Annotated in this window: 11 protein-coding genes; 7 read left to right on the top strand and 4 right to left on the bottom strand. The window is 71.8% G+C overall.

Features of this window, described 5'->3' with window-relative positions:
- Positions 1-48: 48 nt before the first annotated feature.
- Positions 49-408 carry a RidA family protein gene (locus HFP48_RS13220; protein WP_029543516.1) on the top strand — a complete coding sequence of 120 codons (360 nt, stop codon included), beginning with the start codon at positions 49-51 and terminating at the stop codon, positions 406-408.
- 60 nt (positions 409-468) lie between these two features.
- Here the strand turns inward: HFP48_RS13220 and HFP48_RS13215 are convergent, their stop codons facing one another.
- Genes HFP48_RS13215 through HFP48_RS13200 form a run of 4 tightly spaced genes read right to left on the bottom strand, consistent with a single transcriptional unit; the run spans position 469 to position 5,480 of the window.
- Complete coding sequence (locus HFP48_RS13215; protein WP_168579603.1) at positions 469-2,439, bottom strand: 5-oxoprolinase/urea amidolyase family protein; 1,971 nt, start codon at positions 2,437-2,439, stop codon at positions 469-471.
- A complete protein-coding gene (locus HFP48_RS13210) occupies positions 2,436-3,092 on the bottom strand; it encodes an urea amidolyase associated protein UAAP2 (protein WP_168579602.1) in 657 nt (218 codons plus the stop codon). The genes HFP48_RS13215 and HFP48_RS13210 overlap by 4 nt, the downstream gene beginning before the upstream one ends.
- A gap of 2 nt (positions 3,093-3,094) precedes the next feature.
- Positions 3,095-3,934, bottom strand: coding sequence for an urea amidolyase associated protein UAAP1 (locus HFP48_RS13205; protein ID WP_168579601.1), 840 nt, complete (start codon positions 3,932-3,934; stop codon positions 3,095-3,097).
- A 1-nt stretch (position 3,935) separates the two neighbouring features.
- Positions 3,936-5,480, bottom strand: a complete 1,545-nt coding sequence (locus HFP48_RS13200) for an amino acid permease (RefSeq protein ID WP_044475565.1) — start codon at positions 5,478-5,480, stop codon at positions 3,936-3,938.
- A 199-nt stretch (positions 5,481-5,679) separates the two neighbouring features.
- On the opposite strand from HFP48_RS13200, the gene HFP48_RS13195 reads away from it, so the two are divergent.
- From HFP48_RS13195 to HFP48_RS13170, 6 genes are all read left to right on the top strand, one after another.
- Complete coding sequence (locus tag HFP48_RS13195) at positions 5,680-6,357, top strand: TetR/AcrR family transcriptional regulator (RefSeq protein WP_050035159.1); 678 nt, start codon at positions 5,680-5,682, stop codon at positions 6,355-6,357.
- Positions 6,358-6,392: 35 nt separating this feature from the next.
- The gene (locus tag HFP48_RS13190; protein WP_168579600.1) at positions 6,393-6,740 is read left to right on the top strand and encodes a type VII secretion target; all 348 of its coding nucleotides are present in this window, start codon (positions 6,393-6,395) and stop codon (positions 6,738-6,740) included.
- Positions 6,737-7,933, top strand: coding sequence for a hypothetical protein (locus tag HFP48_RS13185; RefSeq protein ID WP_168579599.1), 1,197 nt, complete (start codon positions 6,737-6,739; stop codon positions 7,931-7,933). Before HFP48_RS13190 ends, HFP48_RS13185 begins: the two co-directional genes overlap by 4 nt.
- Positions 7,934-8,047: 114 nt before the next feature.
- Positions 8,048-10,663 carry a carboxylate--amine ligase/circularly permuted type 2 ATP-grasp protein gene (locus HFP48_RS13180; RefSeq protein ID WP_168579598.1) on the top strand — a complete coding sequence of 872 codons (2,616 nt, stop codon included), beginning with the start codon at positions 8,048-8,050 and terminating at the stop codon, positions 10,661-10,663.
- A gap of 30 nt (positions 10,664-10,693) precedes the next feature.
- A complete protein-coding gene (locus tag HFP48_RS13175) occupies positions 10,694-12,478 on the top strand; it encodes an N-acetylglutaminylglutamine amidotransferase (RefSeq protein WP_043798243.1) in 1,785 nt (594 codons plus the stop codon).
- Between the two features lie 14 nt (positions 12,479-12,492).
- Positions 12,493-14,382, top strand: coding sequence for a prolyl oligopeptidase family serine peptidase (locus HFP48_RS13170; protein ID WP_168580568.1), 1,890 nt, complete (start codon positions 12,493-12,495; stop codon positions 14,380-14,382).
- The last annotated feature ends 10 nt before the right edge of the window (positions 14,383-14,392 follow it).

Raw genomic sequence — 14,392 nt, 5'->3', positions numbered from 1 at the left:
GACAGTCAAGCGCGGGGCGGCGGGGGCGGCCTGACAGAATTCCGGGCCATGACCCGTGTGAACATCTCGTCCGGCTCCGAATGGGAGCCCAGGATCGGCTACTCCCGCGCCGTGCGCATCGGCAACCAGATCGCCGTGTCCGGCACCACCGGCGCCGGCGACACGCTCGCCGACCAGACGCGCGCCGCACTGAAGACCATCGAGGCCGCGCTCGGCGAGGCCGGCGCCTCGCTGACGGACGTGATCCGCACGCGCATGTACCTCACCGACATGTCGACATGGGAGGAGGCCGCGCTCGTGCACGGCGAGGTGTTCGGCGAGATCCGCCCGGCCTCCACCATCCTCGAGGTCTCGAGCCTCATCGACAAGGGCCTGTTCATCGAGATCGAGGCCGACGCCGTCGTGTAGGCGGCTGCGCCGCCGGTGCGTCCTTCGGGCGGCAGGAACAGCCCGAAGGACACACCGGTGCTACGCGCCCGCGGCCTCCCAACGGGCGCGCTCGGCGGCGAACGCCACCGACTGCACCTGCTGGAAGGCGTCGATCGACGCGGCGTTGCCGGCCAGGAACCGCTGGTGCTCGGCCAGGGAGAACGTGCCGTCGGTGATGTCCACTCCCCCGCCGCGGCCCGCCGCGAGGTCGGCGCGCAGGTCCATCAGCTCCTCCGGTTCGACGGGATACCAGGAGATCCGGTCGAAGAAGCGCAGCAGCCACGGTGTGCCGGCCTCGAACGGGCCCGCGGCCTGCGGGTGGCGGTGGTTCCACACCTGGGTCGTGCGGCCGACGAACTGGTAGCCACCCGGGCCCTCCATGCCGTAGATGCACAGGTACGCCCCGCCGATGCCGACGGCGTTCTCCGGCGTCCACGTGCGGGCCGGGTTGTACTTGGTCGTCACGAGCCGGTGCCGCGGGTCGAGCGGGGTCGCGACCGGCGCCCCGAGGTACACGTCGCCGAGACCGAGCACCATGTAGTCGGCGGCGAAGACGGTGTCGAACACGTCGTTCACCGAATCGAGGCCGTTCATCCGGCGGATGAACTCGATGTTCCACGGGCACCACGGCGCATCCGCCCGCACCCCGTGCATGTACCGCTGGATCGCCTCGCGGGTGGCCGGGTCGTCCCACGACAGGGGCAGGCGCACCCGCCGGCTCGGCACCACGAGCTCGTCGCTCGCCGGGAGCTGCTCCTCGGCCTCGGCGAGCAGATCGAGCAGCGTCGGCACCGGCAGCACGTCGGGGTCGACCTTGACCTGGAGCGACCGGATGCCGGGGGTGAGTTCGAGCAGGCCCGCGGGGCGTTCGGTGTCGAGCCGCCGGTGCAGCGCGTGCACGCGGGCCCGCAGCGCGAGATCGAGCGTCATGTCACCGTATTCGACCAGGACGTTGTCGTCGCCGCTGCGCCGGTAGGTGACGGCGGTGTCGCCGTCACGGCGGGCGAGGACGCCGTCGTCGCCGTCGCCGCCGGGCGAGACCACCAGCGACAGCCCGGCGCGACGGGCGACGCCGAGTGCGCGGCGCGACGCGGCGTGCTCGGCGCGGACGGGCACGAACCGCACCGTGTGCCCGGGCGCGAGCTGGCCGAGCTTCCACCGGTCCGCGGCGACGACGGTGACGGGACAGACGAATCCGCCCAGGCTCGGGCCGTCCGGCCCGAGGAGGATGGGGGTGTCACCGGTGAAGTCGAGCGCGCCGACGGAGTACGCGTTGTCGTGGATGTTGGACGGGTGCAGGCCGGCCTCCCCGCCGTCGGTGCGTGCCCACTGCGGCTTCGGCCCGGTCAGGCGCACGCCGGTGCGGTCGGAGTTGAAGTGCACCTCGTAGTCGGTGGCGTAGAGCGTGTCGATGTCGCTGCGGGTGAAGAACTCCGGAGCGCCGTGCGGGCCCTCGGTGACGGCGATCTCCCAGCGGGCGGTCATGGCCGGCACGTGTTCGGCCGGCACCGGGACGGCCGCGCCGGTCGCGACCTCCCCGACGACGAGCACGTCGCCCTCGGTGAGGGTGCGGCCCTCGTGGCCGCCGAACCTTCCGAGGGTGAAGGTGGCTGCGCTGCCGAGGAATTCGGGGACGTCGAGTCCGCCGCCGACGAGTACGTACACGCGCAGGCCGGGGCCGGCGACGGCGCCGACGTCGAGCACGCCGCCGGCGGGGACGGTGACGGGACGCCACTGCGGGACCACCGTGCCGTTCACCGTCACGGTCGCCGGGGCGCCGGTGACGCACACCTCGGTGGCATCGGTGAAGCGCAGGGCCGGCCCGGCCACGGTGGATTCGAGGCCGGCCGCGCCCTCGGGGTTGCCGAGTGCGGCGTTGCCGAGTCGGAACGACAGGTCGTCCATCGGGCCGGAGGGCGGGACCCCGATCTGCCAGTAGCCGGTGCGGCCCGGATAGTCCTGCACCGTGGTGAGCATGCCGGGACGGTCGACGGTGATCTTGGTGGTCATGACGGTCGGGCCTCCGGTCGGGTGACGATCATCCGCACCGTGGTGGGGTCGAAACCGTTGCACGGATTGTTGATCTGCGGGCAGTTGGAGACGAGGACGAGCACGTCGCGGTCGGCGCGCAGTGCGAGGCGCTTGCCGGGCGCGGAGAGGCCGTCGACGATGCCGAGGGTGCCGTCGGGGTCGACGGGCACGTTCATGAAGAAGTTGATGTTGGACACCAGGTCGCGTTTGCCCAGGCCCCACCGGGCACCCTCGATGAGGAAGTTCTCGACGCAGGCGTGCTGGTGCTTGGTGTGGTGGCCGTAGCGCAGGGTGTTCGACTCCTGCGAGCAGGCGCCGCCGACGGTGTCGTGGTTGCCGACCTCGTCGGCGACGAGGGTCATCAGTTCCTCGCCGTCGGCGGCGCGCAGCACCGAGCCGGCGGTGAGGAACAGGTTGCCCTGCGCGGCGACGGTGGCGGCGGCGCTGTAACGGACGGTGGTGTCGTGGGCGTCGTAGATCAGGGTGTCGACGGCCTGGTTGCCGTGCAGATCGACGATGGTGAGCACGTCGCCGGCGGCGACGACGGCCGACCACGGTCCGCGGGCGCCGGCGATCTCGTCGCGGATCACGGTCCCGGGGACGAGCGCCGGCAGGTCGAGGGTCGAGGTCATGATCAGCGCTCCGTTCCGGTGGCGGCAGTCCAGGCGTCCTCGGTGTTGAGGACGGCGCGCCGGTATTCGGGGTCCGTGTTCGGCAGAGTGTCGAGGTCACGCGGGGCGTGCCAGGCGAGCACCTCGAGGGTGGTGGTGGGGAACCCGGGTGCCGGGTCGAGGGGGTGGGCGGTGTTGGCGATGAGTGCGATCACCGGCAGGTGGATCAGCAGCTCGACGCAGGCTCCGGCGCCGGCGGTGCCGGTGCTGGTCAGGGCCCCGTCGGCCGCGACGCGCACGCCGTGGAAGAACGAGAGGGACGGCGGCAGGTCGCGCGGGGCGAGGCCGTGCTTCGCGGCGGCGACGGTGAACAGCTCCCGCCCGGCGGGGGCGTGCGAATGCAGGCTGCCCGCCCCGTATTTCGCCGTGTTCCCGGCGAGGTTCGTGGTGCCGCACAGGGCGTCGTGGCGGCCGGAGGTGTCGGCGACGACGGTGGCGAGCACCCGGCCCTGGTCCGACAGCAGCGGGTGCCCGACGCCGAGGTAGGCCTGCCACGGCACCTTGACGGTGTCGGCGACGTTGAGCCGCTCGTGCGGGGCGTCGGCGCGGAAGAGCAGCAGGTGGGCGCAGGCGGCGCCGTCGATGTCACGCAGCCGCAGCCGGGTGCCGCGAGCGAGGACCTTGGCGGTGTAACGGCCGCCGGGCACGGTCTCCGCCCAGGTCATGGCGGCGGTGCGGCCGCCGGGCGGGGTGGGGTACGCGGTGGCGGGCACGGTGGGCATGCCGTCGGTGACGGTGCCGGCCTGCGCGCGGGCGTGCGCCTTGGCGGCGTGGGTGGTAGCGGTGTCGAGGACGCCGGTCATCTCAGGCTCCGATCGTGACGGGGTTCGGGTGCGCGGCGCGGCGCGGGAAGCACAGGGCGCCCAGGGCGACGACGGCGGCGACGGTGAGCGGCGCGGCCCACTGCAGCAGCGGCATGGTGCCGTCCGGGTTGAAGATCTCGGCGCGCGGCCAGGACAGGTTGATCACCATCAGCAGGCCGTACGCGACGGCGAGGGCGTTGACGGGCAGACCCCATCGGCCGAGGGAGAACAGCGGGTCGCCGTCGGCGTCGGTCGCCGTGCCGTCGTGCGGCCAACCGCGCAGCCGGCGCAGCAGCAGGGGCACGGTGACCATCAGGTACGCGAGGTAGATGAGCACGATGCACACGCTCGACAGGGTCGCGAAGATCGCGCTGTTGCCCATGTTGACCGCGAGGATGCCGATGCACACCACGCCGATCAGCACGGCCGGCGCGATGGGAGTGCCGGTGCGGGCGTTGACGTGCGACAGGATCTTCGACGCGGGCAGGCGCTCGTCGCGGGCCATCGAGAAGATCAGGCGCGACGCGGCGGTCTGGATGGCGAGGGTGCAGATGAACACGGCGATGGCGACGTCGACGAGGAGCAGCGTGCCCCACGGTGAGGACAGGATGGCGCCGAGCACGTAGGGCAGGCCCTCGGCGGCGAGGCGGCCGTCGGTGAGGCTGGGGGCGGCCATGAGGGCGCCGAGGATCATCAGGCCGCCGCCGAGGGCGGAGACCGACAGGGCGAGGCGGATGGTGCGGGGTGCGACGCGCCGCGGGTTGCGGGTCTCCTCGGCGAGTTCGCCGGCCGAGCCGAAGCCGACCATGACGTACGCGGCCATGAGGCCCGAGACGATCCACGCCCAGCCGTAGCCGGGGGCCTCCCCGGTGACGCCGGTGTCGAGGACGACCTGCGGGCCGCGGACGGCGTGGGTGAAGAACATGCCGATCACGGCGACGACACCGACGATCTCGCAGGTGACGCCGATGCTGTTGATCCGCGACATCCAGTTCACGCCGATGCTGTTGATGATCGTGGTGAGCACGAGCAGCACCGAGCCGAGCAGGACGGCATTGGCGGCGCCGGAGGAGGAGGTCAGCGACGGGTCGTCGCCGATGATCTGGAATCCGCTCCAGATGTTCGGCAGGACCACCTGCAGGGCGATCGCGGCGGCCGAGGCGGTGACCATCTGGGCGAGGATCATGAACCAGCCGGCGAACCAGCCGACCACCTCGCCGCCCATCCGGCGGGCCCATTGATAGATCGCCCCGGAGATCGGGTAGCGCGCCGCGAGTTCGGCGAAGTTCAGGGCGACCATGAACTGACCGGCGAAGACCACCACCCACGTCCAGAAGAAGGCGGGGCCGCCGAAGCCGAAGCCGAGGCCGAACAGCTGGAAGATGGTCGTCAGGATGGAGACGAACGAGAAGCCGGCGGCGAAGGAGGCGAACTTGCCGAGGTTGCGGTGCAGCTGCTGCTGGTAGCCGAATTCGCCCAGGTCGCCCGCGTCGTGGTGCGAGGCGGTCGGTGCAGCGGCAGCCGGCCGGGTGAGCGTCAGGCTCATGGCGGTGTCCGTTTCTGTGCGCGGTGGCGGCGGCCGGGTGACCGTCGAAAAACTGTCGAGTGACAGTTTTCGCGAGGTCACGTCTTGTCCGAATGACCGCGGCGTAACGAGTTCGTGACCGACGTTTCCTCCGTGTGACGGTCTGCTCACCGCCCGCCCGGGGCGCTGTCACCGTCCGATCTGTGCCATCGTCGAGGACGTGACCCACGCCCGTCCCGGACGCCCCCGACTGCACCGGCCACGCCGGCCCGGTTCCACCGCGCGCGCCGAAATTCTCGACGCCGCAGCAGAACTGTTCACCACACGTGGATTCGCGTCGACCTCGACGCGGCTCGTGGCCGAGGCGGTCGGCGTCCGGCAGGCCTCCCTGTACAACCACTTCGCCACCAAGGACGACATCCTCGCGGCGCTGCTCGAGCAGACCGTCGCCCCCACCCTGTCGTTCTGCGAGCGCCTCGGCGACGACGCGCCCGCCGAGGCGCGGCTGTACGCCCTGGCGCTGTTCGACACCGCGCAGCTCGTCGCGGGACGCTGGAATCTCGGTGCGCTGTACCTGCTTCCGGAGGTGCGCACCGAGCGCTTCGCACAGTTCCACACCGCCCGGACCGGTCTGCGCGAGTGCTACCGGCGGCTCACGGTCGCCGTCCTCGACCCCCTCGGCGCCGGCGCGGACGCCGACGACCCGCGCGCCGATCTGCCGTTCCGGCTGGTCGAATCCGCCATCAACATCCGCGCGGACCGGGGCACGGACGCCGTCGCCGACCTGCCCGACGTGCTGGCGGAGGCGGCGCTGCGCGTGCTCGGATTCACCGCGCCCGCAGAGCCCGTGCGCGACGTCGCCCGCACGCTCGTCGCCCGTGTCGCCGACTCGAGTTAGAGTGCTGCCCACGCGAATCTGATTGGGGGGTCATCATGAGCGGTTTACTCGACGCTGTCGGTTCGTTCTCGACGGGAGGCGGCGTCCGTGTCGTACCCGACGGGGTCCGGGCCTTCGGCAGCACATCCCTGCGCGCCGCGGAGGAGGTCGCCAGCGCGGGCGCGATGGATCTGCAGGCCAACGTCTCGTCGCTGAGCCCCGCCATGGGCCTGATCGGCGCGGACTTCGTCGCGGCGTTCGCCGTCACACAGGGTGCGCACACCCGCACCGTCGCGCAGCTGGCATACGTCTACGCGTCCGGCGGTGTCGCCGCGCACGACGCCGCCGCCCGGTACGAGGCGCTCGACGCCGCGGTCGCCGCGGGACTCGGGGGCGCGCGGTGATCGCACAGGAGACGCCGGTCGCCTCGCCCACCGTCCTCGACGCGCTGCGCGCGTCCCCCGCCGGCCCGGTCCTCGACCTGCCGCTGCCCGCGCCGCCACCGGCCCCGCCGACGTGGTTGCCCGAACCCGAGCTCGACGCGATAACCGAAGTGCTGCAGTCTCTTCCGGTTCCGGCAGTGCCGGGAATCGACGAAATGCTGCGTCCACTGCGCGACCTCGGCGACCTGTTCGGTACCGGCATCGTCGACGCGCTCGATCCGTCGGCGGTCCTGCAGCAGTCGTCGCGGATGCTCGACGGCGCGGCGTCGCTGGCCCGCACGGCACTGCACGCGCTGCCGGACTCGTGGGCGGGCGCACCCGCCGAGGCGGCGCTCGACAAGGGTCGCCAGGCCCAGGTCACCGCGGTCGAGCTGAGCGAACGGGGCGACGAAATCGGGGCCGTCACGCGCGCCGCCACCGCGAGTGTCGAGCGGGGCAACGTCGAACTCGGCGGGATCGCCCAGTCCTTCCTGGCCTTCGCCACCGCGACCGCGCCCGTCGCGCTGACGCCGCCGGGTCAGATCGCGCTGCTCACCGCCGCCGCCGAGCATGTATCCGCGGCACTGGCGGTGGTCGCGCGCACCCGCGGTGAGCTTCTCGGCTACACCACGGCGATGAACGCCCTCGCCGCACCCATCGCCGTGCCCGCCCCCGTCGCCGCGCCCTGCCTGCCGGCTCCGGCCGACGTCGCAGCGGCGGCCACGGGAGCCGTGGACACCGTCGCCGGCGCGGTCGGTGTGTCCGACGGCCTTCCCGCGCAGACGCACGCCGCGGCGTTCGGGGGTGGCACCGTCACCGCCGGCCCCACGATGACCGCCGCGACCGCACCGGTGAGCACCGGCGCCGTTGCACTGGGCGCCGGAAGCGCCGTGGCGCTGGGCGCGGGAGGCGCCGTGGCGCTGGGGACCGCGGGCGGGGGTCTCGCCGGCACGCCGTCGGGCCCGCGACCGCCCACGTCCGCTCCGGTGACGGCCGCAGCTGCGGCCGCACGTCATCCGCTCCCCGCCGCCGTCCCGGGCACCGGACGCGCCGACGAGGACGCTCCGCGACGGGCGCGTCCGACGATCCTGGTGACCGCGGCGAACACCACTGCCGTGATCGGCGAGGTGCCGCCGGCGACCCCCCCGGTGATCGGGGCCGGCGACGACTGGTGATTCCGAGTCCCCCGCCCCGGCGCGGGGCGGGGACACGGTCGAGGGCCACGCTGGTGTCCGTGACCCGCGGTTTCCTTCTGCGAGGACGATCCGGGCCGCGTAGCGTGTAAACGCATGTTCGGTGGCGGTGCCCGCAAGCTTGGTGTCGAGGAGGAATTCCACCTCATCGACGCGAAGACCCGGCGTCTCACGCCGCGCGCCCCGGAACTGCTCGCGCGCCTGCCCGGCGACGTCTACGTCGAGGAACTGCAGCGCTGCGTCGTCGAGGTCAACAGCGGCGTGTTTCCGGATCTCGCGGGTCTCCGCGCAGATCTGGTGCACCGCCGGTCCGTTCTCGTCGACACCGCCGCCGAGCTCGGCCTCGGCATCGCCGCCGCGGGCGCGGTCCCCCTGGCCGTGCCCGCGGAGATGCAGGTCACCGAGACGCCGCGGTATCGCCGCATGCTGGCCGACTACCAGCTCCTGGCCCGCGAGCAGCTGATCTGCGGCACCCAGGTGCACGTGGACATTCCCGACCGGGACGAGGCGGTGCAGGTCGCCAATCGGGTCGCCCCGTTCCTGCCGATCTTCCTCGCCCTGAGCGCGAGCTCGCCGTTCTGGGCCGACGGCACGGACACCGGATATGCCAGCGTCCGCAACCTGGTGTGGATCCGGTGGCCGAGTACCGGGCCGGCCGCGCCGGTGTCGTCGGCCGCCGAGTACGACAAGCTCATCGCGAACCTGGTCTCGACCGGCGTGATCACCGACCCGGGCATGGTGTACTTCGATCTCCGCCCGTCGGACCGGTATCCGACCCTCGAGCTGCGCGTGTGCGACAGCTGCCCGTCGGTGGACACGATCACGCTGATAGCCGGGCTGTTCCGCGCCCTGGTCGATCGGGAGGTGACCGACCTTCGGGCCGGTGTCCCGGGGCTCGACGTCTCGCCGACCCTGGTGCGCGCCGCCATGTGGCGCGCCTCGCGCTCCGGCCTAGAGGGTCCTCTGGTCGACGTGCGGTCGGCCACCCCGCGGCCGGCACGGGAGATCGTCGACGGACTGATCCGGTCGCTCCGGCCCCAGCTCGAGGGGAACGACGACTGGGCCCTGGTGTCGGAGCTCGCGGAGACCGCCCTGCAGGTCGGCAGTTCGGCCGCCCGCCAGCGGCGGGTGCTGCGCCGACGGGGCCGCCTGACCGACGTGGTGGATCTGCTTCTCGACGAAACCGCGGGGCGCGTGCGCGCGGTGCCGGAGATCGCCGATCCCGGTGCAACCCTGCTCCATGGCTACGTTCCGCTGCGAGCGGGCGACGTGGACGACCGGTACGACGAGGCCGTCGAGGTCGGCGGGCGTCCACGTCGCGAGTACGAGGCGGTCCTGGCCGCGGTGGCGCGGGTCGGTGCGGCCGAACTGCGCCGCATCCAGGAGTCCATCGACCGGGAACAGAGCGTCGACGGCGTGACGTTCCGGGTGAGCGGCGAGGACCGTGCCCAGGTCTTTCCCATGGACATCGTCCCGCGCATCGTCCCGCACACCGAATGGTCGCACCTGGTCCCGGGTTTGCAGCAACGCGCCCTGGCCCTCAACGCCTTCCTCGGCGACATCTACGGCGAGCAGGCCGCGGTGCGGGACGGGGTGATTCCCTCCGAGTTGCTCGACCGTGCCCCGGGCTATCGGGCCACCGGGGCCGCCGCAGCAAATCCCCCGGTGCGCGCCCACATCTGCGGGATCGACCTCGTCAGCACGGGCCCGGGCGACTTCGTGGTGCTCGAGGACAACCTGCGGGTGCCGTCGGGCGTGGGGTATGCGATGGCGCATCGCGCGATGACGACCCGGTTCCTCGGGGCCCTCGGCATGCCGGCCGACGTGATGTCCGTGGACTCGATGCCGGAGATGACGCGGCAGACGCTGCAGGCGGCGGCGCCCGCCGCGGCCGCGGGACCGGACGTCTCCGTGGCGCTGCTCAGCGCCGGGTGGAAGGACTCGGCATGGTTCGAGCACCGGTTGCTCGCCGAGAAGTCCGGACTGCCCCTCGTGCTGACCGGGGAACTGTCGGTACGCGACGACGTCGTGTACCGACACCGGGGCCGCGAGGCCACGCGAGTGGACGTGCTGTACGTCCGCCTCGACGAGGACATGCTGCTGTCCTCGATCGGGCACGACGGGCACCCGCTGCGCAGGGGGCTTCGGGCCGCGCTGCAGGCCGGCAACGTGACGATCGCCAATGCCCTGGGGAACGGGGTCGGGGACGACAAGGCCGTCTATTCGTATGTGCCGGCAATGATCGAGTACTACCTCGGCGAGAAGCCGATCCTCGAGCAGGTACCCACGTGGGTGTGCGCCGAGCGTGAGCAACGCGACTACGTCCTCGACCGGTTGGCGGAGCTGGTGGTCAAGCCGATCGACGGGTTCGGCGGCGCCGGAATCACCATCGGCCCGGAAGCGTCGCGACACGAACTGCTGGAGCGGCGTCGGGACCTGCTCACCCACCCGGAGCGATACGTCGCGCAGGAGGTCGTGCCGTTGTCGACGCATCCGACGTTCGACGGGAGCGGCCTGTTTCCGCACCATATCGACCTGCGCGCATTCGTTCATCTTCGGGCCGAGGGGCCGTCGGTGCGTGCCCACGTCGCTCCGGCGGCGCTGACCCGGGTGGCCCCCATCGGGAGCATGGTCGTCAATTCGTCCCGGGGCGGCGGGGGGAAGGACACCTGGGTGCTCGGTCCCCCACGCGGCGCGGGCAGCGACGAATAACCGGAGGGCGTGAGCCGGAAGGAGAGCACGATGTGCGGTGTGTGTGGGGAGATGCGCTTCGACGGGGCTCCCCCGGACGTGGCCGCGGTCGGGCGGATGACCGACGCCATGAGCGCCCGGGGCCCCGATGCGGCCGGCCTCCACGCGCGCGGATCGGTGGCGTTCGGGCATCGGCGGCTGACGATCATCGACCTGTCGGCGCGCGGCAGCCAGCCGATGATCGACAGTGAGCTCGGGTTGGCACTGGTCTTCAACGGGTGCATCTACAACTACCGGGAGCTGCGCTCGGAACTGGAGGGGGCCGGCTACCGGTTCTTCTCGACGGCGGACAGCGAGGTGGTGCTCAAGAGCTTCCACCGTTGGGGCGCGGAATGCGTGCAGCACTTCAAGGGCATGTTCGCATTCGCCGTGCACGACACCGACACCGGCGCGGTGACCCTGGCCCGCGACCGGCTCGGCATCAAGCCGCTCTATCTGGCGGAGGGCCCGGGACGGTTGCGCTTCGCCTCCACCGTGCCGGCGTTGCTCCGCGCCGGCGAGGTCGACACCACCGTCGATCGCGTCGCGCTGCACCACTACCTGAGCTTCCACTCGGTGGTGCCCGCACCGCACACGATGCTGCGGGGGATCCGGAAGCTGCCGCCGGCGACCGTGCGGGTGATCGAGCCCGACGGTGGCAGCACCGAGCACCGCTATTGGGAGCCCGCATTCACGCGGGACCCCGCGCGGACGACGTGGACGGCCGTGGATTGGCAGGAAGCACTGCTGGATTCGCTGCGGACCGCGGTGAGCCGGCGAATGGTCGCCGACGTGCCGGTGGGGGTGCTGCTCTCGGGAGGCATCGACTCGAGCCTGGTCGTGGCGTTGCTCGCGGAGCAGGGCCAGCGAGACCTGGCCACGTTCAGCATCGGATTCGATCCGGCCGGTGGCGAATCCGGGGACGAGTATGTCTACTCCGATCTCGTGGCGCGGAGGTTCGGCACCGTCCATCACAAGATCCACATCGACTCGTCCCGGCTGTTGCCGGCGGTGCCGAAGACCGTGGCGGCGATGAGCGAGCCGATGGTCAGCCACGACTGCGTGGCGTTCTACCTGCTGTCGGAGGAGGTGAGCAAGTCGGTGAAGGTGGTGCAGTCCGGGCAGGGCGCCGACGAGATCCTCGCCGGCTACGACTGGTATCCGCCGCTGACGGAGGTGGCCCGGGAACGGTCCGCCGAGGCGTACGCGAAGGTGTTCGCCGACCGTACCCACGCCGACATCGTCGCGCTGCTCGACCCTCGGTACTCCCTCGATCACGACGCGAGTGGCGAGTTCCTGGCCGAGCAGCACGCCGCGGCGGGGGCGGCGACGGCGGTCGATGCGGCGCTGCGTCTCGACACGACGGTCATGCTGATCGAAGACCCGGTCAAGCGGGTCGACACGATGACGATGGCGTGGGGCCTCGAGGGGCGGGTGCCGTTCCTCGACCACGACTTCGTCGAACTGGCCGCGACCTGCCCGCCCGAACTGAAGCTGGCCTCCGGCGGCAAGGGCGTCCTCAAGGAGGCGAGCCGCAAGCACCTGCCGGCGGAGATCATCGACCGGACCAAGGGCTACTTCCCGGTGCCGGGCATCCGGCACCTCGACGGGGACGTACTGACCCTGGTGCGCGATGCGTTGCACAGCCGGAGCGCCCGCGACCGCGGGCTGTACCGGCCCGAAGCACTCGACGCGCTGCTCGCCGACCCGAACCGGCATCGCACCACCCTCGGGGCGAACGCCCTGTGGCAGGTGGCCCTGCTGGAAATGTGGCTCCAGGAAATGGAACAGCTGTGAGCGGCGAGACAGAGATGACCTCGGTGGCGCGAACACCGGATGCCGCGACGACCGCCGCGGCGGCACAGCCGCGCCACATCCGCTTCACGTCGGGTGCGTCGGTCGCGCCGGACGGCACGGCGATCGCTCATCTCGTCGACGACGGCGGCTATCCCCGTGCGGTGCAGCGGTTCCTGTCCGGCCGCGCCACGAGCGCGGCGCGGTGGGTCGAGTTGCCGGTGGACGGGCCGGTCACCCGGATCATGCACTCGGCGGACGGCCGTTGGCTGGCGTGCGAGGTGGCGCCCGACGCCGGTACGCGCACCCAGGTATGGGTGGTGAGCACCGACCCCGACGACCGCGGCGCCCGCCGCCTCGGGTCGGCCGGGGACTCGTCGACGGAACTCGTCGGGTGGGACGGGAACCGGGTGGCGACGGTCGCCACCGACGAGGAGGGGGTGGCGGAATCCCGGCTGGTGGACCCGCACACCCAGGACACCGTGGTGCTCGATCGCCGCGTCGGCGGTCACCTCGTCGACGCGTGGGCGGGGTCGGCGCTGCTGCGGGTCGGTCCGCGCGGCCACCGGGAGTTGCTGCTGCTGCACGAGGACGGCACGCGGATTGCGCTGCTACCCAACGACGTCGGTTCCACCACGGACGCCGGGGTCATTCTCGACGACCATCGGCTGCTCGGCATGGTAGACCAGCTTCGTTCGCCGTGGGCGTCCAGCGACGGCGAACCGGAGAGATATCTGCGGTCGCTGGTGCGCAGCGACAACGGCGCGGAGTTCGCGCGGCTGCTGGGCGTGGCGGTGTCGTCGGAGGGCGTGTCGTACCGGGTGCTGGCCGAGCGGGAGGACGGCGATCTCGACGAGTTCGCCGTGAGCGACGACCACAGCACGGTAGCCCTGCTGTGGAACCACAAGGGTCTGAGCCAGCTGCAGATCCTGCACCTGGCGGACGGCTCGCTCGACGACCCTCTCGGGTTGCCCGGACTGGTGGCGTCCGAACTGAGCATCAGCGCGGACGGCTCGCTGCTGGCGGTGACCGTGCAGGGTCCCGGAATGCCGCCTTCGGTGGAGATCGTCGATCCGCGGACCGGGGAGTGGGGCCCCGCGGAGGCCGCGCGGACCCGGATGGACGACGACGATCTGCCGACGCTGCTCGAGTTCCCGGCAGGGGACGGGACGCCGCTCTCGGGTTGGCTGTATCGGGCGCAGGGCGGCGGCCCGGGCCCGGTGCTGCTGTACTTCCACGGCGGACCGGAAGCCCAGGAACGGCCCGGATACAGCGACTACTACCCGGCGATCGTGGCGGCGGGATTCACGGTCTTCGGGACGAACGTGCGCGGGTCCGGCGGTTTCGGGCGGACTTTCATGCACGCCGACGACCGCTACGGGCGGTTCGCCGGGATCGACGACGTGGCCGACTGCGTGCAGTACCTCGTCGACCACGGCATCGCCGATCCCGCCCGGGTGGCGTGCGCGGGCAGATCGTACGGCGGCTACCTGACGCTGGCATCGCTGACCTTCCACGCCGAGTTGTTCGCCGCCGGGATAGCGATCTGCGGGATGAGCGACCTCGAGAGTTTCTACGCCAACACCGAGCCGTGGATCGCGGCGGCGGCCTACCCCAAGTACGGGCATCCGGTGCACGACCGGGAACTGCTGCGCGAGCTCTCCCCCATCCATCGGATCGCGGAACTGCGGGCACCCCTGCTCGTGGTGCACGGGGCGCACGACACCAACGTGCCGGTCAGCGAGTCGGAGCAGATCGTCGCCGCGGTACGCGACCGGGGTGGGATCGCCGAGTTCCTCCTGTTCGACGACGAGGGCCACGACATCGTCAAACGCGAGAACAGGGACGTGCTCGCCGAGGCCATGGTGAACTGGCTGACGAGCCGGCTCGGTACGGCCGGCCCGTAGATGTCACCGA

The sequence above is a fragment of the Rhodococcus sp. DMU1 genome, assembly GCF_012272955.1.
GTDB classification, from domain to species: Bacteria; Actinomycetota; Actinomycetes; order Mycobacteriales; family Mycobacteriaceae; genus Rhodococcus; species Rhodococcus aetherivorans.
The sequence above is the reverse complement of the archived record's forward strand: the minus strand, read 5'-3'. Positions and strand labels throughout refer to the sequence as shown.

What these genes read in the sequence shown, in the direction of transcription:
- HFP48_RS13220 (WP_029543516.1), top strand. Translation starts at nt 49, where the DNA reads ATGACCCGTGTGAACATCTCGTCCGGCTCCGAATGGGAGCCCAGGATC.
- HFP48_RS13215 (WP_168579603.1), bottom strand. Translation starts at nt 2,439, where the DNA reads ATGACCACCAAGATCACCGTCGACCGTCCCGGCATGCTCACCACGGTG.
- HFP48_RS13210 (WP_168579602.1), bottom strand. Translation starts at nt 3,092, where the DNA reads ATGACCTCGACCCTCGACCTGCCGGCGCTCGTCCCCGGGACCGTGATC.
- HFP48_RS13205 (WP_168579601.1), bottom strand. Translation starts at nt 3,934, where the DNA reads ATGACCGGCGTCCTCGACACCGCTACCACCCACGCCGCCAAGGCGCAC.
- HFP48_RS13200 (WP_044475565.1), bottom strand. Translation starts at nt 5,480, where the DNA reads ATGAGCCTGACGCTCACCCGGCCGGCTGCCGCTGCACCGACCGCCTCG.
- HFP48_RS13190 (WP_168579600.1), top strand. Translation starts at nt 6,393, where the DNA reads ATGAGCGGTTTACTCGACGCTGTCGGTTCGTTCTCGACGGGAGGCGGC.
- HFP48_RS13180 (WP_168579598.1), top strand. Translation starts at nt 8,048, where the DNA reads ATGTTCGGTGGCGGTGCCCGCAAGCTTGGTGTCGAGGAGGAATTCCAC.
- HFP48_RS13175 (WP_043798243.1), top strand. Translation starts at nt 10,694, where the DNA reads ATGTGCGGTGTGTGTGGGGAGATGCGCTTCGACGGGGCTCCCCCGGAC.
- HFP48_RS13170 (WP_168580568.1), top strand. Translation starts at nt 12,493, where the DNA reads ATGACCTCGGTGGCGCGAACACCGGATGCCGCGACGACCGCCGCGGCG.